The sequence below is a fragment of the Nocardiopsis alba genome, from assembly GCF_000710955.1.
Taxonomy (GTDB): Bacteria; Actinomycetota; Actinomycetes; order Streptosporangiales; family Streptosporangiaceae; genus Nocardiopsis; species Nocardiopsis alba.
This window is the reverse complement of sequence record NZ_BAZE01000003.1, coordinates 315003-333757: the sequence shown is the minus strand read 5'-3', so window position 1 is coordinate 333757 and position 18755 is coordinate 315003. Positions and strand designations below refer to the sequence as shown.

Below are 18755 nucleotides of genomic sequence, written 5' to 3'. Positions count from 1 at the left end.
CAACGGCCATGCCCGCTGCCCTCGTCCTCCTCGCGTCCGTAGCGGTCTTCGCCCTCGGCTACCGTTACTATTCGCGATACCTCGCGGACCGTGTGTACGCCCTGGAGCCAGGGTTCGTTACCCCCGCGCACACCTACAAGGACGGTGTGGACTTCGTCCCCACCAATCGTCACGTCGTCTTCAGCCACCACTTCATCTCGGTGGCCGGCGCCGCCCCCATCGTCGGCCCGGCGGTCGCCGTGTTCTGGGGCTGGGGCCCCGCGCTCGCGTGGGTCCTGCTCGGCACCGTGTTCGCCGCCGGCGTGCACGACTACGGTTCCCTCGTGCTGTCGGTCCGTCACAAGGCCCGCAGCATCGGGACCCTCACCGGAGAGGTCATCGGCAAGCGCGCCAGGACGCTCTTCCTGGTGATCATCTTCTTCCTGCTGACCATGGTCAACGCCGTCTTCGCCGTGGTCATCTCGAACCTCTTCGTGGCCTACCCGGAGTCGGTCCTGTCGATCCTGGTCGCGATCCCGCTGGCCATCGGCGTGGGCCAGGTCGTCTACCGGAAACGCACGGCCGCCCTGCTGCCCTCCCTGGTCGCCCTGATCCTGGTGTACGTGTGCATCCCGCTCGGCGTCCGGGTCCCGATCCAGCTCGACGGCATCGCCGAGGCGATCGGCACGACCCCCAACACGCTGTGGGTCCTCCTGCTGTTCGTCTACGCCTTCCTGGCGTCCCGACTGCCGGTGTGGATGCTGCTCCAGCCGCGCGACTACATCAACCTGCACCAGATGCTGCTGGCCCTCGTGGTCATCTTCCTCGGAGTCCTGATCGGTTGGGACAAGGTCGTGGCCCCCGCGATCAACACCGACGTCCCCTCGGACTCCCCGTCCTGGTTCCCGCTGCTGTTCATCACCGTGGCCTGCGGTGCGATCTCCGGCTTCCACAGCCTCGTCGCCTCCGGGACCACCGCCAAGCAGATCGACAAGCCCTCCGACACCCGGATGGTCGGATACCTGGGCGCCGCCGGCGAGGGAACCCTCGCGGTCTGCTCCATCCTCGCCTGCACCGCCGGCGTGGTCGCCGCCTCGGCGTCGCCGCTGGCCGACTGGAACCTCATCTACAGCGACTTCGGCACGGCCTCGGCCGGGGCCACCGGGAACTTCGTCGAGGGTGTCGGGCAGTTCGCCGCCAACCTCGGGATCCCCCTCCAGGTCGGCGTCATCTTCGCCGTGGTCGTGGTGGTCAGCTTCGCCGCCACCACCATGGACACCGGCGTGCGCCTTCAGCGCTACATCGTCCAGGAGATCGCCGAGATCGTCCGCTTCCGTCCGCTGGCCCGCAACCTCACCCTGGCCACCCTGGTCGCCACCGTCGTTCCGCTGGGCCTGGCGCTCATCCCCGGCGACTTCGCCTTCGGTACGCTGTGGCAGCTCTTCGGCACCACCAACCAGCTCACCGCGGGCCTGGCGCTCGCCGTGATCGCGGTGTGGGTGACCAAGCGCAGGCGCAACCCGCTCGCGATCCTGATCCCGCTGGTCTTCCTGCTGTTCATGACCTCGTGGGCGCTGATCGTCAACCTGATCGAGTTCCTGCGCTCGGACTCGGCGGTCGACCTGTTCCTGATGGCGCCGCTCGACTTCGTCATCTTCGGTCTGGCCATCTGGCTGGTCGTCGAGGCCGGGATCGCCCTGCGCAAGGCGTGGATCCAGCGCGACCTTCCGGGAGGCGAGGAGGAGACCTTGGACGAGGTCGCCGAAGAGACCGAGACCTCCGAGACGAAGGAGAAGTAGGAACGTGACCCCGCTGGGTGCGCTCTCTCGCGTACGCGACGCCTGGAGACGGGTGGAGGCCTTCCACGACGCGGTCTTCGCCTCTCGTTGGCGTCAGGAGATCCGCCGAGAGGCGCGCACCCAGCAGGACACCCTGCGGGCCCTGCTGCTCCTGGAGACCCTGGGGGTGGAGGGGCCCGTGTCCTATGAGACCCTCGACCTGATCCCGTACATGGTGGCCGATCTGCACGAATGGCACCAGCGCATGGGGCGCGACGATCTGGGTGGACCGGGGGTGTGCTGTTGATGTTCGGTCGACGCGGACCGAGAACGGCCGAGAAGGTCGAGCCCACCGCGCCCCGCATCGTCTTCTTCGGAGGCAAGGGCGGGGTCGGCAAGACCACCATGGCCGCCGCCCACGCGCTCCGCCTCGCCGACCGGGGGCTGCGCACCCTGCTCGTCTCCACCGACCCGGCGCACTCCCTCGGCGACGCCCTCGCCCTCTCCCTCGGGGACGACCCCGTTCCGGTCACGGAGAACCTGTGGGCCCGTGAACCCGACGCCGACGCGGCTCTGCGTCGACGCGTACGGGGGATCGGCGACGACGCGGCCGCCGCCCTGCCCCGCGAGATCCTGCCGGCGGTCACCCGCCACCTGGAACACGCCGCGGCGGGGCCCGGCATGGCCGAGTCCGCCTTGGCCGATCTGCTCATGGACACCATGGAGGAGGTCCCCGAACGGTGGGACCGGCTCGTGGTGGACAGCGCGCCCACCGGCCACCTTCTACGCCTGCTCCACCTGCCCGAACTGCTGACCCCCTGGGTCCAGGGGCTGGCCCGCCAACGCGAACGCGCCATCGACGCGGACCGCTTCGCCGTCGGGGTGGTCGGCGGCTCCGGGGAGAACGAGGACGACCCCCTCCTGGAGCGACTGCACGCGCGTCGCCGCAAGCTGGAACGCGCCGCCGAACGCCTCCGTGAGGACGCCGAGGTCCGTCTGGTGCTGGTGCCCCGCCGCATGGTCCTGGCCGAGACCGACCGCGCGGCCCGGGAACTGGCGGAGACCGGGTTCCGTCTGGGCACCGTGATGATCAACCAGGTGCCCGGGGACGCCGACCCCGAGGTCCTGGCCGCCGTCCGTGAACGCTTCGCCGTCCAGGGCACCGTCGAACTGGCGTTGAGCGAACGCGAACCCCTGGGCCCCGACACCCTGCGCGCGTTGGTCGAACGCCTCCCCTGACCCCCCTCAGCCGGTCGGGACCTCGTTCCTCCGGTGGTCGGGGACGGGGCGCGCTCCCGCTCACGTGGCGAACGGCGGGAGCGCGGCGCGGCTCAGGCGCCGACGACCTTGTAGCCGGCCTCTTCGACGGCGGCGCGGATCTCGGCGTCGCCGAAGTCGGCGCCCTCGACGCGGACCCGACCCTCGGCCAGGTCGACGGTCACGTCGGTGACCCCGGAGACCTTGCCGATCTCGGTGCTCACCGAGTTCACGCAGTGGCCGCAGGTCATCCCCTCGACCTCATAGGTCCGGGCGTCCTCGGTGGCGGCGGTGGAACCGGCGGAGTCGGTGGAGCAGGAGCAGGTGGTGCACATGGAAGGGTCTCCTTCGGTCTCATATACCCCTACCAGGTATGAGGGGCCGAGATGAATATACCCCCTGCTGGTATCTGGGTGGACCATGGGAGGCCGGGAACGCGGAGCGGCCCCGCACCGGAAAGGGCGCGGGGCCGCTCATGAGGCGGTCTCCGGTCAGGCCACCGCGTTGATGCACCACACGATCCACGGCAGCGCCACGATGTCGATCAACACCGCGCCGGCCAGCGGAACGATCAGGAAGGCCTTCTCCGAACGGACCCCGAAACGGCGGTTGAAGGCGTCCATGTTCGCCATCGCGTTGGGGGTGCCGCCCAGACCGTGACCGACCATGCCCGCCGCCATCGTCGTGGCGTCGTAGTTCTTGCCCAGCAGGCGGAAGACCACCAGAGCGACGAACAGCAGCAGGACGATCACCTGGACCGCGAGGAGCAGTACCAGCGGCAGGGCCAGCGCGTACAGGTCCCAGATCCTCAGACTCATCATGGCCATGGTCAGGAACAGACCCAGCGACAGCGACGACACCAGCGACAGGGCGCCCTGGTGCATGCGAAGGCCGAACCGGTCGCCCACGTTGCGCACGACGGCGGCCACCACCATGGCGCCCACGTACGAGGGCAGCACGAACCCGGTCGTCTCGCTGAACCACGTGCCCAGCGCGACCCCGGCGACCATCACCGCACCGATCAGGACGGCGGTGTTCACCAGGGGGCCGTAGCCGACCGGCTCCTCCTTCTCCTCCACCTCGACCGCTCCGGTCTCGGCGGCCTCATCGCCCGACGGCACCTTCACTCCGTGGCTCTTCATCAGCCAGGAGGCCATCGGCCCGCCCAGCAGACCACCGGCGACCAGGCCGAATGTGGCCGCGGCGATCGCGACCGCGGTGGCGCCGTCGGTCCCCAGGGCCTCGGCGGTGGGACCGAACGCGGCGGCGGCGCCGTGGCCGCCCTCCAGGGCGACGGCACCGGCCATCACGCCCAGCACCGGGTCGAGGCCCAGCGCCGTGGCCATACCGATGCCCACGACGTTCTGGAGGATCGCCAGGGTCCAGCACGCCAGCAGATAGACGATCAGCAGCTTGCCGCCCTTGCGGAGCAGGCTGACACTGGCCCCCAGACCGATGGTGGTGAAGAACGCGATCATCGCGGGGTCCTGCAACGTGGTGTCCAGCTCCAGCTGTGCCACGCCGGTCTCCCGCAGGGCCAGAACGGCCAGTGCGAAGGCGAAACCACCGATGACCGGACCGGGGATGCTGAACCGCTGAAGGAAACCGATACGGCGCCGGGCGAACTCGCCCAGGAGCAGCAGGGCGACTGCCAGCGTCGTGGTCTGGATCAGGTCCAGGGAGATGTTCATACGCTCCGCCTTCTGCCCGCGCGTACGCGGTCCACCATGCGCGCGGCGACGCGCGCGGTCCGGCCGTCCACATCCAGGGACGGGTTGAGTTCGGCCACGTCGAAGAGGGCCAGCCGTCCAGAGGCGGCCACCTCCTCGACCACGGCCTGCACCACCTCGGGCGGAACGCCGAGCGGGGCGGGGGCGCTCACCCCGGGCGCGACCCACGCGGGCAGGGCGTCCAGGTCGAGCGTGAGGTAGACGTCGTCCACCGTGTCGAGGAAGGAACGGACGAAGTCGAGTACCCGCTCCAGGTGGGCGGCGGTGCACCGGTCGTCGGTGAGGTACTCGACGCCGAGCCGGTCGGCGCGGTCGAACAGCACGGGGGTGTTCCCGGCCTCGTTGATGCCGACGACGGCGTAGCGGAAGTCCCGTCCCCGGGCCTTCTCCGCCTCGGAGATCTGGAGGAACGGTGTTCCGGAGGTGGGCTCGGACTCCTCGCGCAGGTCGAAGTGGGCGTCGATGTTGAGTACGCCCAGGGTGCGGGTCCGGTCCGTCCCGAGGCCCTCGTCCAGGCCCAGATAGCTCGCGTAGGCGACCTCGTGGCCTCCCCCGAACACGATGGGGAAGTGCCCGGCCCTCATGGCCTCGGCCACCACGGAGCCCAGCGCGCGCTGGCCGGTCTCCAGATCGCCGTCGTCCACGCGGACGTCTCCGGCGTCGTACAGAGCCTCGTCCCGGTGGAGGGCGAGCGGTGCGAGCGCACGGCGCAGGGCGGCGGGGCCTTCGGCGGCACCGGTGCGGCCCTTGTTCCTGCGCACACCCTCGTCGGAGGCGAAGCCGACGATCGCGGTCCCGGTCCGATCGGCGCGGTCGAGCGGTCGCACCGTGTTGTGCCAGCGCCGGTGCTCGGCGCCCGGGCCGTCGTCGCGTCCGGTCCAGACGGGGGGATCCACCCTGTTCAAATCGTTCCTCCACTCAGGTCACGCGCCGCCTCCTTGACGAGACGGACGTAGTAGGGGCGTCGGCGCTCGGTCAGCGCCGCCGGGGCCATCACGGTGACGACCCCGTTCAGGGAGCCGGAACCGTCGAGAACAGGGGCGCTGGCGCCCCATACGCCCTCGTCGAGGGCGCTCTCGCTGATCGCCACGCCCCGTTCCCGCACCAGGGGGTGGGCGGCCTCCAGGGCCCGCACCCGTTCGGAGGGGAGGCGGTAGGCGGCGTACACCTCCTCGCGTCGGGAGTCGGGGAGGTGGGCCAGCAGTGCCTCGGCCGTGGCTCCGCGCAGCAGGGGCCGCACGGCTCCGCGGGTGTAGCAGCAGCGCAGCACCCGTGCCCCTTCGACCGCGTCCACGCACAGCGCTTCGGTGCCGACCGGCACCATGAAGGCCGCCAGTTCGCCGGACTCGTGCGAGAGCCGCTCCAGTCGGGGACCGATGGAGGTGCGCTCCAGCGCGCCGTTGCGGTACCTCTCGGCGAACCGGACCGCCACGGGGCCCGCCCCGTAGTCGGGGCCGGTGCCGACACGCTGCACGAACCCGGCCGAGGAGAGCCGGTCCAGCATTCGGTAGACGGTGCTGACCGGGATGCCGGTGATCTCGGCGACCTGCGCGGCGGTGGCCCTCTCCGCCTCGGCGAAGACCATCAGTACGCCGAGCAGGCGATCGGTGGTCCGCCCCGAGTTGCCGGAGGCCGGATCCGCGGGTGTCGCTTCGGCGGACATGGCGCCCCCCCTTTCCCGGACCGAGCGAGCTCCGAGCTGCGGTGCGGACTCGGGGCCGGCCCACTCTATGGATCGGACAAAAGGGATGAAAAGGGCAAATTCTCATCCAATGAGAAGGCTATGTTCCGGTGCGCGGGCCGAAGAGGGATCGGTTCTGTGAGGTTGCGCTCAGGCGGGGCCTCGCGGAGGAAGGAGGCCCGCCGGGGCGGTGACGAGGGAAAAGAGCGGGTCGAGGATCCCCCAAGGCGGGGGAGCGGGTGGGAGAAGAGCCCGGACACGAGAGAAGGCCCCGCGGGGCGGGGCCTTCCTCGGCTTTCGGTGGGCCTCCACACCGTTCGCTCCCCGCCGCCCGTGACGGAGACGGAAGGGGGCGGAGGTTTCGTCGCGCCCTGTCACGCTTCACTGACATGATGTCGGGCATGTCTATTTCCCCCCAGCCCCCACAGCCATCCGCAGCACCACCCGCCTCGGGGGTCCCTACAGGGCGCGGTCTACGGGGTGGATACATCGCGAGTCTGATCTCCCTGGTGGCCACGGTCGTGGTCTTCGGTGTCCTCCTCGCCCTGGGCCCCTGGGTACGCCACCCCACGCCGGACTTCATCACCGAGACCGAACGGAACCTCGAGGTCGAGCTGGAGCTCGGTGAGGAACACCTGGGAGAACTCGGGATCTACGGCCGCTCGTTCAGTGGGGCGTGCTCGTTCCACCGTCCGTCCGGTACCCCGGGCGAGACGCAGATGAGAGGGGCCGCGTCCGTCTCCTACGGGGCGGAGGAGTGGAACCTGGTCCACATCCTGACGGTCGTCGAGCCGGGCACCCACAAGCTCGTCTGTTCCAACGACGAGACCGAGTTCGGTGTCGCCTCCATGCACGTGGTCGAGACCGCCTCCACCCGACAGATGCTGTGGGGGCTCACCTGGGTCGGTCTTCCCCTTCTGGGGCTGATCGCCACCGTGACCCTCGGGGGCCTCACCCTGCTGCGCGACCGCAGGGAGAAGGCCGCCGTCGCGGCGGGCCGTTGACCGTGCTCGAACGATCGTCAGGGGTCCGCCGTCGGCGGACCCCTTCTCCTCTTCGAGGACGATGGGACGACGTCCCGGCGGTCAGAGCGGGGTGACGGCCGTACCGGACAGGCCGTAGGTGATCTCGTACTCCTTGGTCTCACCGGTCGCGCCGTCCAAGGCCGTGCAGGTGCTCACATGCTCGTCGAGGACCGCGATCGCCACCTCGCCCTCGAACCCGCAATCGACGTAGGGCAGAAGGCTGTACACCCGAATGGTGTGCTCCAGCTGCTCGACGATGATCGGTCCGGTGACCAGGCGGGCCCTCTCCGCCGCGTGGTTCTCCGAGCTCAGTTCCTCGTCCAGCTCGACCAGGTACTCGAACTCCTCGCCCATGTAGGTGACGACGCAGCTGTAGCTCTTCTCCACATGAAGGTCGACGTCCGGCGGGCACTCGGAGGTGGCGTCGGGGTCGGCGGTCCAGTTCATCTCCGAGACCTTGACCAGGGCGTTGTGGGCGTTGATCTCGTGTCGGGGAGCGCCGCGTTCGGGCTCGGGCGGCATCTGCGACTCGTCGATGGAGGGGCCCCTCTGGTTCTCGGTGGGGACGTCACCGTAGGTGAAACCGGTGGTGTCGACCTCCGTGGCGGCCTCGGTGTCCGTGCCTCCGATCCCGCCGCAGGCGGTCAGGGCCAGTGAGAGAGCGGTTCCGACGAGGAGAAACGGTCCGGGACCGGTGGGGCGACGCATGGGGGGACTCCTGAGTCATGAAGGGAGCGGGGGTCATGCGTACTATCGCACCTTCCACGAGTGCCGCCGTACACGTCGGGCCCGCCCGCGGCCGAAGCCCGGACACGAGAGAAGGCCCCGCGGGGCGGGGCCTTCTCCGGTGTTCGGGGCGGGGATCGATCGGTCCCCCGTCGAGTCCGATCGAGTGCGCCTCCCGAACCCCGCGGCACCCCATCGGCCTCACGCTTCGCGAGACCGATGGGCCGCCGGGCTTCTGGTGGGAGCCCCGTCGACGAGGAGGGACGTTCCTAGTACTCGGTGATCGACAGGGCGACACCGTCGACGATCTCGACCTCGGCCGTGATGGCGGTCCCGTTCGCGAGGGCGGCGTCGAACCGGTCGAAGTCACAGATCACGTCGCCGGTGTCGGGGTCCTGGACACCCCCGGCGCAGGCGTAGAGGCCCGCGTGGATCACGGTGTCCTCGGCCACGTAGAACGCCGTGCCGTCGACCATGTACTCACCGGGGGAGATGTACTCCAGGTCGCCGCTCACGAGTTCGGAGACCCCGTCCGCGGCGCCGTCCTCGGGGACCGGAGCCGACTCGGGGGTGTCCGTCGCGCCGGAGTCGTTCGGGGTCTCGCTGTCGTACTCGGTGATCGTCACGGCGATGATCTCGTCGTTCTCACCCGACTCCGCCTCGGCCTTGACGTGGACGGGGGCCTCCCCCTGGGCCGCGGCCTCGAAGGACTCCAGGTCGCATTCCACGACGCCGAAGCCGACGTCGTCGACCCCGTCCTCGGCGGGGCAGACGTCGAGGCCGCCCAGATAGCGGGTCTCCTCGCTGACGAAGAACGCCTGGCCGTCGATGACGAACTCGCCCGGGGCGAGGTACTCCAGTTGTCCCATGAGCGCGTCCTCTCCCGTCCGATCGGAGGCCTCCGACCGTCCGGAGTCGGACGACGCCACCGCGTCGATCACCTCTTGAGAGGAGCAGGCCGCGGAGCCCACGGCCACCAGACCGGAGGTCGCGAGGGCCAGGACGGTGTTGCGGATATCGCGCTTCATGCGCTTCCTTTCTTTCCCCCGGAAGGAGATGCTGAATTGCGGGTATTCGGGCATGACCAGGAAGGCATCGGAATTTTCGGGGGATGTGGAAACGCGCGAAGGGTGGGTCGCGGTGTTTCGAAAAATTCGGATCCGGCGCGCTTCACGAGGGCGCGCTCCTGCCGGCGTTCCTTGACGAGATCCGCTTCGACCTCGGTCTTCGTCTCATCGGATGGACGTCGCAGTCGACGTTCCACGGTTCCGGCCGCGGTGAGAACACCGTTCTCGGACGCTGATCGGACCGCTGTACCGGGGGTTCTCCATATCGAACCCCGGGTCACGTGTTCCGCTTTCTCTCCTCCGTTTCGCGGGTCGCCCCGCGTGCTCTCATTGTTCCTTTTCGGGCGTTCTGATGGCGGCCGGGGCGCCGAGGTTCTCCCGAATGAGGATTTTTTTCGAGCGTTCGCCCGGGTCCGTCGTTCCCGCGCAGGGATCGGGACATGAGAAAGGCCCTGCGAACAGGGCCTTCTCCGGTGTCGGGCAGAGGGGTCTCGGGCTCAGTGGGCCGCCACCGTGTTCGTCAGGAGGACGTCGTGGGTGCCGAACCTCATCTCGATCCGGTCACCGCCCTCCATCGAGAACCCACTGTGGAAGCTGCTGCGGTCGGCGCCGAGGTAGACGTAGTGCACGCGCCCCGGAGCGAGCAGCGCCTCGTACGCGAAGAGACCGGAGATCATCTCGGGCACGTCGTACAGGATGGCCTTGGTCCCCGTGGTGAAGGCGCCCTGCCACACGGGTCCGCCGTCCCGCTCGATGGTGACGTGGCCCGTGACGTGACGGGGCGGGGCGTCCAGGAAGAGCCAGGGGGAGATCCCCGCGTCGCAGAGCTTGGCGTAGGAGAGGTGCCCGTTGTTCCGCTTGAAACGACCGATGTCGGTCAGGTCGTTGCCGAAGGTGTGGCCGACGTAGCGCGGGGTTCCGGAGGGGTCGGTGAGGTAGACGAGGACGACCTCCGCCTCCTCCGTCAAAGCGACGGCTCCGGACGGTACGCGCAGCGTCTCTCCGGGAACCTTCAGGACGTCGCCGAGGCCCTTGAAGAACCAGTTGGGCATGGTGTTCTCGGCGGCGTCGACCTTGGCGTGATGGGTCGCCATGAAACCACCGACCAGCGCGTCGCCGACGGAGTCCGGCAGCAGTGGCGGACGGAGCCGTACGTCGGAGGCGGGGACGGGTGTCGCCTCACGCCCCCGGGTCAGGGCCTCGGTGAGGGCGGGGACGTCGCCGTCCGCCGCGAGCAGGGTGGCCTGGAGATCGAGATCGCCGAGCGGGTACAGGTGGAGGGTGGTGGACCCGGGGGAGTCGAGGCCGAAGTGGCGCTCGCCCCGGTGGACGCATTCGTACAGGGTGGGCATCAGGAGGTCACCTCGGAGGAAGCGGGGATCCAGCGGTCGTGGGCCCAGGACCGGGAGGCCCAGCGTTCGGCGGACGCGTTCAGGCGCATACCGAAGCCGGGGCCGGGAGGCGGTGCCAGGGTGTTGGTCCGGCGGTCCACCAGGGGGCGCGGTGAGACGATCACGTCGGAGTCGGCGAAGAAGCGGTCGGACTGACCGGCCTCGACGGTGAGTGCGTCCGGGGCGCGGAAGGCCAGGGCCCGTCCGGCGTTGATCAGGGGCCCGACCTCCGCGACCTGCACACCGATCTGGAAGGCCAGGCCCGTGCCCCGGGCGTACGAGATCAGACGGGACGAGGCGGACAGGCCGCCGTTCTTGGCGACGCGCACGTTCACGGCGTCGCACGCCTCGGTGTCCACGGCCGTCCGGGCGTCCGCGAGAGTGAGGATCGACTCGTCCAACATGACGCGGACGCCGGTCTCCCGACGTAGGACGCGAAGGTCCTTCCAGGAACGAGGGGGCAGTGGCTCCTCCAGGAGTTCCACTCCGACGTCGCGCAGCCGGAGGGCGTTCGGCACGGCGGTCTCGGAGGTCCAGCTCATGTTCGCGTCGACCATGACGGGGATCTCCGGGCCCAGCCGCTCCCGGATCGCCGTGATCGTACGGACGTCCCGTTCGAGGTCGGTGGAGGCCTTGACCTTGACGAAGTGGAAGGGCCCGCGCTCGTTCAGAAAGGTGTCGACGTCGGTTCCCAGATCGAGGACCTGGGAGATCGGAAGCATCGACGGTTCGGAGGACGTTCGGATCGGATCGGGCACGAGGTCGGTGGCGGGGAGGTCGAGGCGGCGGGCGATCAGGTCCAGCACGGCCGTCTCGATCAGACAGATCAGGTTGTTGTTCCGTCCGGGGGCACCGTCTGCGACGGCGGGACTCAGGACCTCCGCGAACACCTCCTCGAAGGGCGCCTCCCGTAGCCGTTCCAGGAGATCCTCCGGAGGAACGGACCTCAACCGGGCGAACAACCGGTCCATCGGGACCCGGAGCAGGGCCTCGCCCACGCTCGCGGTCGTCTCACCGGTGACGTAGGAACGCGGCGCGCATTCTCCGACCCCGGTCGTGCCGTCGACGGTCAGACTCAGGACGAGGCCGTCGGCGGTGGAACGGCGGGCCGCCGGGTGGTCGAACCGGACCAGCATCGGCGGCGCCGCCCGGTACAGCCGGGCCCCGGACTCAGACATCCCGGTCCAGGCCTTGGAGCAGGGTGTGGGTGGACGCCCAGTCGACGAGGTCGTCCCGGACGTCGGTGTAGAAGAGGTAGTGCCGATCGGTCGGGAAATGGATGATCGTGCCCCGTTCGGTGACCATCCGGTCGAACACGCGGCGGCTGTCGTCGAGGTCGAGGAAGGGGTCGGTCAGCCCGGACACGAACACGGTCGGTACACGGGGAGGTTCACTCCGGTCCGGGTGGTCCGGGTCGACGTAGAGGCGTTCCAGCTCCAGGAGGGTGCCGCGGGAGCGGCGGGTGATCGACCGGATCGCGAGATCGTCGTCGTCGATGAACCGCTGGTAACGGGGTACCGCGGTGAAGTCCTCCGACCGCAGACCGGCGTCCCACAGTTGGGTTCCGGTGTCGGCGGCCAGGGCCGCCCGTTCGCTCTCGCCGAGCAGCGAGTGCAGCCGTCCCAGCCACGTCGAGCAGTAGACGGCGGCCTCATAGCGGACGGTGAAGTCGGCGTGGTGCACCAGGGCGGCCAGGAAGGACCCTCCCAGACAGTGCCCGAAGAGGGACAGGGGGACGTCGTCGCCGATCGTTTCGCGAACGTGGGTCAGGGCGACGGTGTAGTCGGAGATGACGGTGGCCACGTCCGGGATCTCGTTGCGAGGGCCGTCGCTGACCCCGCTGCCGCGTCGGTCCAGGACGAAGAAGGCGATGTCGTTGTCCGCGAACCGGGGCCCCACCTCCCACAGCCACCCGGCGTGACTCTGTAACCCGTGGAAGTAGAAGACCGCCCCCTTGGGGCGGCGTCGGGGCCGCCACAGGTGGAGGGCCAGCCGGGCACCGTCGTCGGCCGACAGCGTGATGATCTCTCGACGTACGTTCTGAGGCGGCCTCTTGGTCTCGATCACCGGTGCGCTCCCGTCGATGCCGTGTCGCCGAGGATGTCGGCGGCGAAGTCGGTGTCCTGCTGGAAGGGCTTGTACTTGTACTGGGTGGTGTTGCCCCGCTGCCGGCGGGACTCGACGTAGGCGGCGATACCGCCGTGCGGGACGGTGGTGAAGGTGAGCGGGGCGAGTCTGCCGCTGGTGCGCTTGGAGGCGTACTCGATGTTGATGTCCTGGAGCGCGCGGTCCACCCCCTCCGACAGGAGACGGTCCTGTTCCTCGCCGGGGTCGGAGATCTCGCCGACCATCACGTAGTACGGCGGCTCGCTCCAGCGCGGACCGCACAGGTAGAGCCCGACCGAACGTCCGGCCGCCGTCATGGCCCGTTCGATGGCCCTGGTGACCTGGGTCTCGGTGATCTTCTCCCCGGTGAAGGAGTGGAAGATCCCGTCCCGGTGGACGAAGTGCACCCACGGGGTTCCGTCCACGAACCGGTCGACGTGGTAGACGTCGCCGGTCCACAGTCGGTACAGGCCGTTGGCCTGGGTCATGATCAGGTGATAGTCGCGACCCTCCTCCACCTCGTCGAACAGCAGGGTCTCGACCCGCTCGCCCGCGTCGAGCAGGGCGCCCAGGTCCGTCTCCGCCGGTACGAACTCGAAGAAGGCCTGGCCGACCGCCAGAGGCTGGCTGTCGAGGGAGTCGTCCACGGGGATGGTGGTCACCCCCTCGGTTCCGCAGCTCATGAACGGCATGGCGGACACCCCGGGGAGGACGGCCTCCAACCGGGGCAGGTAGAGCTTGGCCGAGGACGACAACCAGGAACTGTAGGTGTTCAGCGACGGCCAGACGTCCTTGAGCGTGAACTCGCCCCGGTCCAGGACCGCCTGGAAGCGGCGGGCCCGCTCGGGGTCGGGGTCGGTGTGGGGCCGACCTTCGAGTGTGCCTTCGGCGAGGTCGCGGACCAGGTCCTCTCCGTGTTCGACGATGAGGTCGCGCAACGAGATCAGGGTGCTCGGGTTGATGGCCGAGACGAAGCGCAGGTCCTCGCCGAGGAAGTGGCGGATCCGGTGGTACATCCGCCCGGAGTGCGAGGAGGGGGCGGCGGTGCCGAACCACGGCGCGGCGGACCACGGCGGGTTCCAGTCCCGGGCGTTGATCTTCGGATGGCGGTTGCTGATGGCCTGATAGGGGACGCCGGCCAGGAAGTCGTCGACGTCCTCGTAGACGGTCTGGGTGTCGAGCGCCGCGTACGGGTGGGCGAGGATCTCGGGATGGTGTTCCAGGTAGACGCCCCACATGGCCCGCATCGCGGGGATACGGTACTTGAGCAGCCAGTGCAGGGTGTAGGGGACGCGTTTGGGGACGCCCGTCGTCCCGCTCGTCTTCAACCAGCGCAGAACGGGGCTACAGGAGAGGGTTCCGCCCTTGGTCCGGATCTCACGGTCGATCTCTTCGGTGAAGTCGTCGTAGCGCATCACGGGGAGGGTGTCCCGGAAGGCGTCCGGGGCCGTCGTGAGGACGTCGTGACCGCGCTCCTTCCAATGGAGCGAGTCCGCGCACAGGGCGATGACGTCGTCGAGGACCCGCCTCTGTGCCGTGGCCGGGTCCTTCAGGTCCACCAGGAAGGCCTCCCCGGCCCGCCGGCATTCCTCCGCGAAAGGGACACGGCGCGTGCGCCAGTGCTTCTGCCACTGCGTACTGCCCACGATGTCAGCTTCCTTCTCAGCTCGGTCTTCCTGTACGCCGGTGGGTCATGGGCTCGGTCGATGTGGGTTTCTCGGGTGCCAGGACACGGAACCGGCTCCCGTGGAACACCAGGGGTTCGGCCGGTCCGGTCGGTGCGCCGTCGATGGTGGAGGCGATGATCAGTTCGTGGTCGCCCGCCGGGTGGACCACGGTGATCGCGCAGTCCAGCCAGCCCAGCCCGTCCGCCGGGACGGGGTGGCCGGCCGGGGTGGACGTCCAGCCGCGTCCGGCGAACCGGTCGGCGGCGCGGACGCCGAAACGTCGACAGAGGTCGACGTGCCCCTCTCCGAGGATGCTGACGGCGAAGTCTCCGGTCGCCCGGATCCTCGGCCAGGTGGTCGAGGTGCGGGCCGCGCAGAAGGCGACGAGCGGAGGGTCGAGTGAGACGGAGGTGAAGGAGTTGACGACCATGCCCGCGGGGCCGTCCTCCGTACGCGTGGTGATGAGGACGACCCCGGTGGCGAAACGGCCGAGGACCTCCCGGAACAGACGCCGGTCCAGGGGACGGTGCGCCGACGTGCTCTGTTGCGTCATGCGGATGCTCTCCCCTTGTTCCACCGTTCGTTCCCGGACGCCCGGCCGTGACGGGTCATCGAGGTCTTACCGGGAGGAACGGGCGGCGATCGCCCGGTCCACGGCCTCCCGCGGCCGGTCCGCGGCACCGTTGATCCGAGGGGCGACGTGGCGCGCCAGGAGCTCGAGGCTGCGGTCGGTGTTCTCGTAGGTGGTCCAGTCCGCGGCGTAGACCAGGAGGGTGCCGAAGCCGCCGGTGGCCTCCTGCATCTTCCGGATGCCGGCGACCACGTCGTCCACGGAGCCGACGAGGGCTCCGCCGGCCTCGACCCGGGCCTCCAGGAGCTGCTCCCGAGGGACACCGGGGGGCTGGACGTCGCGTCCCGCAGCCTTGCCGAAGTACTCGAACAGCCAGCGGTCGTAGCCCTCGCGGACCTCGTCGAACGCCTGTTTCCGGGTCTCGGCGACGTGCACCGGAAGGGCGATGCGCCATCGATCGCGGTCCAGGGTCCGGCCGAACTCCTCGGCGGCCTCCTCCGCGTACTTCCACTGTTGGGCCAGGCCGATGTGGTCCGGGGCGCCCGGGGTCATCAGCGCGAACGGGAGGGCGAAGGAGGTCATGCTCAGTCCGTACCGGCCGATGAGGCGGGGGCTGGTCACCGAGGTGCCGGAGGTGGCCAGCGCGACCTCGATCGGGTCGGGCCCGAACCGGGGCAGCTGAAGTCTGGCGTTCCGCAGTTCGTACCAGTCGGTCTTCTGGTCGACGACACTCTCGCCGTTGACCAGCTCGAGAAGGCTCGGCAGCGCCTCGTCCAGACGCCTGCGCTGGGTCGCCCCGTCGAGGCCGAACATGGGCGCGTCGAAGGGGACGCCCGGGCCCACGCCCAGGATGTAGCGGCCCTGGGAGAGGTGGTGCAGGTGTACGGCACGACTGGCGACGTGGAAGGGGTGGTGGCCGGAGAGCGGGACCACGCCGTGCGCGAGCCTGATCTGCCGGGTGCGTTGACTCGCGGCGGCGATCAGGGTCTCGGGGGCGCCGACGAGACCCCAGCCCAGGGTGTGGTGTTCGCCGAACCAGGCCTCGTCGAAGTTCAGGCGGTCGGCGAGCTCCACGAGGTCGAGGTCGCGTTGGATCGCCAGATGCGGGTCCTGTCCCGTCTCGTGGACGGGGGACAGGAAGATACCTATACGACTGTGCACGGATGTGCCTCCGGTAGAGGAGAGGGGCGGGGCGATGGTGGGGCCCGAAGGTCAGGCCAGGCGGTAGAGCGACCCCTGGAGGGCGCGGGCCGCCTCATGATCGGCGGCGAGCCGATCTTCGTCGTCCGAGGTCAGATAGATGCGCATGGCGGCCGAGAGCAGGTCCGTGGTGGGGCGGATCCGATCGCCCGGCCCGTACTTCGGACTGGTCAGGAACACGCTGGGCAGTTCGTTGATCCGCGCGAGGACGTCCTGGTCCACGCTCTCCAAGACACCGTCGAGCGTGGTGGCCGGGTTGTAGCTGTAGGCGGACCGGAGCTTGCGGTAGGTCCGGCCGCCGTACTCCCGGACGAACCTCTCGGGGTGGGCGTAGGCCAACGCGGAGAGACCGGCCTGGTCGACGCCCAGGCACAGCTCTTGGAAGCCGGGGTGCACCAGACCGTTGAGACGGGCGGCGATCTCGACCAGGACCGGCCCCTGGTCGGTGACGATGACCTCGGCGTGGGCGGGGCCCCACCGTATGTTCAACGCCGCGAGGACCTCGTCCACGTAGGCGATGAGTTCCGGGACCGGCGCCTCGTCCGGGGCCAGCAGGATCTCCCGGTCGTAGACCCTCTGCCCGGAGGGCAACGGCCTCTTCTCGTACCGCCAGACCCCGGCGACGTGGCGGTGGCCGTCGGCTCCGACGGTGTCGACGATGTACTCCGTCCCCTCCAGGTAGGACTGGACCAGTACCTCGGTGTTGGTGGAGCCGAAGATGTCCCGGGAACCCAGGTTCCGTTCGACGGCGGTCCGGACCTCCTCGGCGTCATCGCAGACGAACACGCCGTCGGAGGCGGCCGAACCGACCGGCTTGACCACCACGGGCCAGGCGCCGCGGTCCCGCGCCCACTTGACGAGCAGCTCGGGATCGTCGCTCTTGATCTGGTCGGCGCAGCGCACCCCGGCCCGGCGCAGCGTCTCGATCATCTCGTACTTGTCGCGACGGGCGGGGGAGAGCGCCGTACCGTTGGACTTCACGTCGAGGGCTGCGCTGAGCCGGTCGGCCACCCGTACCGAGGACTCCTGACCCGGGACCACGGCGATCGGATCGTAGGGCCGCAGGAGTTCGACCAGTCGTTCCTCGTCGGAGCAGACGATGTTCTCCGCGTAGGCGGAGAGCTCGGGGGCGCGCATGGTCGGGATGAGTTCCGGGGTGCTCTGTACATGGACCACCCGGGCGCCGACGGAGGCGAAGGCCCCCGGGTAGAAGTTTCCTGCCGAGTAGCCGTCGACGACGACGGCGGTGGGCGCTTCGGGGTTCAAGACCGTTCCTCAGGTGTGTCGTGCGGGGTTTTCTCGATGAAGCCGGCCAACCGCGCGATCCCTTCGCGGATCGCGTCGGGGGCGAGGTTGCTGAAGCCGATGCGGATCTCACGACGCCCGTCGTCGTCGTCGAGGTGGAACATGCTCATGGGGGCCCAGCTCACCCCGTGGTCACGGGCCGAACGTTCCATGGCCGCGAGGTCGGCGACGAAGGGGACCTTCAGGACCAGGAAGAACCCGCCGCTCGGGGTGTTCCAGGTGACCCCGTGGTCACCGCCGTCGGGGAAGTGCTCGGACAGGGCGTCCAGGGCCGCTCTCAGTCGCTCCTGGTAGATCGCGGCGAGTTCACGGGTGGCGGAGCGCAGGTCGTAGCCGTTCTCCACGAGGATCCCGCCGACCACGGCCTGGGAGAGGGTGGAGGAGCCGACCGTGAACATGGCCTTGGCCGGGGAGAGGGACTCGGCGAGGGTACGGGTGTTCCCCTCGGAATCGATGACCTCCTGGTCGGCGACCAGGTAGCCGAGGCGGGCCCCGGGGAAGGTCGACTTGGCGAAGGAGCCCAGGTAGACGACCCGACGATCGGTGTCCAGGGACTTCAGTGTGGGGAGCGCGGCGCCCTCGGCGGCGAAGAGCCCGTACGGGTTGTCCTCCAGGATCACGAGGTCCTCTTCGGCGGCCACCTCCAGCAGCCGGCGGCGGGCCGCGAGGGGGACCACCGTGCCGGACGGGTTGGAGAAGTCGGGCACCAGGTAGAGGGCCACGGCCCTCCGGCCCTCGGACCGCACCCGGCGGGCGGCCTGGGCCACCGCCTCGGGGTCGAGCCCGTCCGGGCCCTCGAGGATCCCGTGCACGGGGACGTCGAGCATGCGCGCCGCGCCTCGGATGCCCACGTAGGCGGGCGAGACCGACAGCAGGACGTCGTCGGCCGAGGTGATCAGGCCGCGCAGGGCGACCAGGGCCGCCTCCTGGAACCCGTGCGTGATCATGACGGCCTCGGGCGGAACGTCGATGTCCTCGTCCTGCTTCAGCATCAGGGCGACCTCGTCCCGGATGAGGCCGTTGACCGGCCCGTACTGGAAGAGGAGCCGGGTGACGCGTTCCTCGGGAAGGCCCTTGGCGCGTAGGTGCTCGATGTACCGCTCGACGTGGCGGGAGAGATCGGTGAGGTCGTGGTTCCCGTCGTAGGGGGCTCCCGACGAGAACGACAGGGAATCGGGGAAACGCAGCGCGGTCTCGCTGAGGACGCGCATGGACCCCATCTCGGGGTCGACGACCCCGGCGTGCAGGGAATCATGATCGAACGAGAGCATG

At 69.5% G+C, this 18755-nt stretch carries 18 protein-coding genes; 4 read left to right on the top strand and 14 right to left on the bottom strand.

Annotated elements, in window-relative coordinates; all coding sequences use genetic code 11:
- Positions 1 to 8: 8 nt before the first annotated feature.
- From TR33_RS07230 to TR33_RS07220, 3 genes are read left to right on the top strand one after another with little or no spacing between them, the layout of a single operon-like run.
- On the top strand, positions 9 to 1778 hold the full coding sequence (locus TR33_RS07230; protein WP_042282262.1) for a carbon starvation CstA family protein: 1770 nt from the start codon (positions 9 to 11) through the stop codon (positions 1776 to 1778).
- A gap of 4 nt (positions 1779 to 1782) precedes the next feature.
- Positions 1783 to 2064 (top strand): cory-CC-star protein, encoded by a 282-nt coding sequence (locus TR33_RS07225; RefSeq protein WP_014911971.1) that lies wholly within the window; start codon positions 1783 to 1785, stop codon positions 2062 to 2064.
- A complete protein-coding gene (locus TR33_RS07220) occupies positions 2055 to 2996 on the top strand; it encodes an ArsA family ATPase (protein WP_042282260.1) in 942 nt (313 codons plus the stop codon). The genes TR33_RS07225 and TR33_RS07220 overlap by 10 nt, the downstream gene beginning before the upstream one ends.
- 92 nt (positions 2997 to 3088) lie before the next feature.
- On the opposite strand, the gene TR33_RS07215 is transcribed toward TR33_RS07220, so the two are convergent.
- The 4 genes from TR33_RS07215 to TR33_RS07200 all read right to left on the bottom strand — a co-directional run bounded on the left by TR33_RS07215 (position 3089) and on the right by TR33_RS07200 (position 6407).
- Positions 3089 to 3349, bottom strand: a complete 261-nt coding sequence (locus TR33_RS07215) for a heavy-metal-associated domain-containing protein (RefSeq protein WP_042282259.1) — start codon at positions 3347 to 3349, stop codon at positions 3089 to 3091.
- 156 nt (positions 3350 to 3505) lie between these two features.
- Entirely contained in the window at positions 3506 to 4705 is a 1200-nt protein-coding gene (gene gltS, locus TR33_RS07210; protein WP_042282257.1) for a sodium/glutamate symporter, read from the bottom strand.
- Positions 4702 to 5640 (bottom strand): formimidoylglutamase, encoded by a 939-nt coding sequence (hutG, locus tag TR33_RS07205; RefSeq protein WP_234305771.1) that lies wholly within the window; start codon positions 5638 to 5640, stop codon positions 4702 to 4704. The genes gltS and hutG overlap by 4 nt, the downstream gene beginning before the upstream one ends.
- 5 nt (positions 5641 to 5645) lie before the next feature.
- Positions 5646 to 6407 (bottom strand): IclR family transcriptional regulator, encoded by a 762-nt coding sequence (locus tag TR33_RS07200; RefSeq protein ID WP_042282255.1) that lies wholly within the window; start codon positions 6405 to 6407, stop codon positions 5646 to 5648.
- 527 nt (positions 6408 to 6934) lie between these two features.
- On the opposite strand from TR33_RS07200, the gene TR33_RS07195 reads away from it, so the two are divergent.
- Positions 6935 to 7429, top strand: coding sequence for a hypothetical protein (locus TR33_RS07195; protein WP_042282253.1), 495 nt, complete (start codon positions 6935 to 6937; stop codon positions 7427 to 7429).
- A gap of 81 nt (positions 7430 to 7510) precedes the next feature.
- On the opposite strand, the gene TR33_RS07190 is transcribed toward TR33_RS07195, so the two are convergent.
- The 10 genes from TR33_RS07190 to TR33_RS07140 all read right to left on the bottom strand — a co-directional run bounded on the left by TR33_RS07190 (position 7511) and on the right by TR33_RS07140 (position 18754).
- A complete protein-coding gene (locus TR33_RS07190) occupies positions 7511 to 8158 on the bottom strand; it encodes a hypothetical protein (protein WP_014910622.1) in 648 nt (215 codons plus the stop codon).
- Positions 8159 to 8445: 287 nt separating this feature from the next.
- Positions 8446 to 9204: a hypothetical protein gene (locus TR33_RS07185; protein ID WP_042282251.1), complete on the bottom strand. Its 759-nt coding sequence runs from the start codon at positions 9202 to 9204 to the stop codon at positions 8446 to 8448.
- 536 nt (positions 9205 to 9740) lie between these two features.
- Positions 9741 to 10595 (bottom strand): fumarylacetoacetate hydrolase family protein, encoded by an 855-nt coding sequence (locus TR33_RS07175; RefSeq protein WP_042282248.1) that lies wholly within the window; start codon positions 10593 to 10595, stop codon positions 9741 to 9743.
- Positions 10595 to 11812: a mandelate racemase/muconate lactonizing enzyme family protein gene (locus TR33_RS07170; RefSeq protein WP_042282247.1), complete on the bottom strand. Its 1218-nt coding sequence runs from the start codon at positions 11810 to 11812 to the stop codon at positions 10595 to 10597. Before TR33_RS07170 ends, TR33_RS07175 begins: the two co-directional genes overlap by 1 nt.
- A complete protein-coding gene (locus tag TR33_RS07165) occupies positions 11805 to 12701 on the bottom strand; it encodes an alpha/beta hydrolase (protein WP_014911520.1) in 897 nt (298 codons plus the stop codon). Before TR33_RS07165 ends, TR33_RS07170 begins: the two co-directional genes overlap by 8 nt.
- The gene (locus TR33_RS07160) at positions 12698 to 14386 is read right to left on the bottom strand and encodes a GH3 family acyl-acid amido synthetase (RefSeq protein WP_017534600.1); all 1689 of its coding nucleotides are present in this window, start codon (positions 14384 to 14386) and stop codon (positions 12698 to 12700) included. Before TR33_RS07160 ends, TR33_RS07165 begins: the two co-directional genes overlap by 4 nt.
- Positions 14387 to 14402: 16 nt before the next feature.
- Positions 14403 to 14960: a flavin reductase family protein gene (locus tag TR33_RS07155; protein ID WP_042282245.1), complete on the bottom strand. Its 558-nt coding sequence runs from the start codon at positions 14958 to 14960 to the stop codon at positions 14403 to 14405.
- 66 nt (positions 14961 to 15026) lie between these two features.
- Positions 15027 to 16139 (bottom strand): LLM class flavin-dependent oxidoreductase, encoded by a 1113-nt coding sequence (locus TR33_RS07150; protein ID WP_042282242.1) that lies wholly within the window; start codon positions 16137 to 16139, stop codon positions 15027 to 15029.
- A 51-nt stretch (positions 16140 to 16190) separates the two neighbouring features.
- A complete protein-coding gene (locus TR33_RS07145) occupies positions 16191 to 17444 on the bottom strand; it encodes an ATP-grasp domain-containing protein (protein WP_017534602.1) in 1254 nt (417 codons plus the stop codon).
- A complete protein-coding gene (locus tag TR33_RS07140) occupies positions 17441 to 18754 on the bottom strand; it encodes an aminotransferase-like domain-containing protein (RefSeq protein ID WP_042282240.1) in 1314 nt (437 codons plus the stop codon). The genes TR33_RS07145 and TR33_RS07140 overlap by 4 nt, the downstream gene beginning before the upstream one ends.
- Between the last annotated feature and the right edge of the window lies 1 nt (position 18755).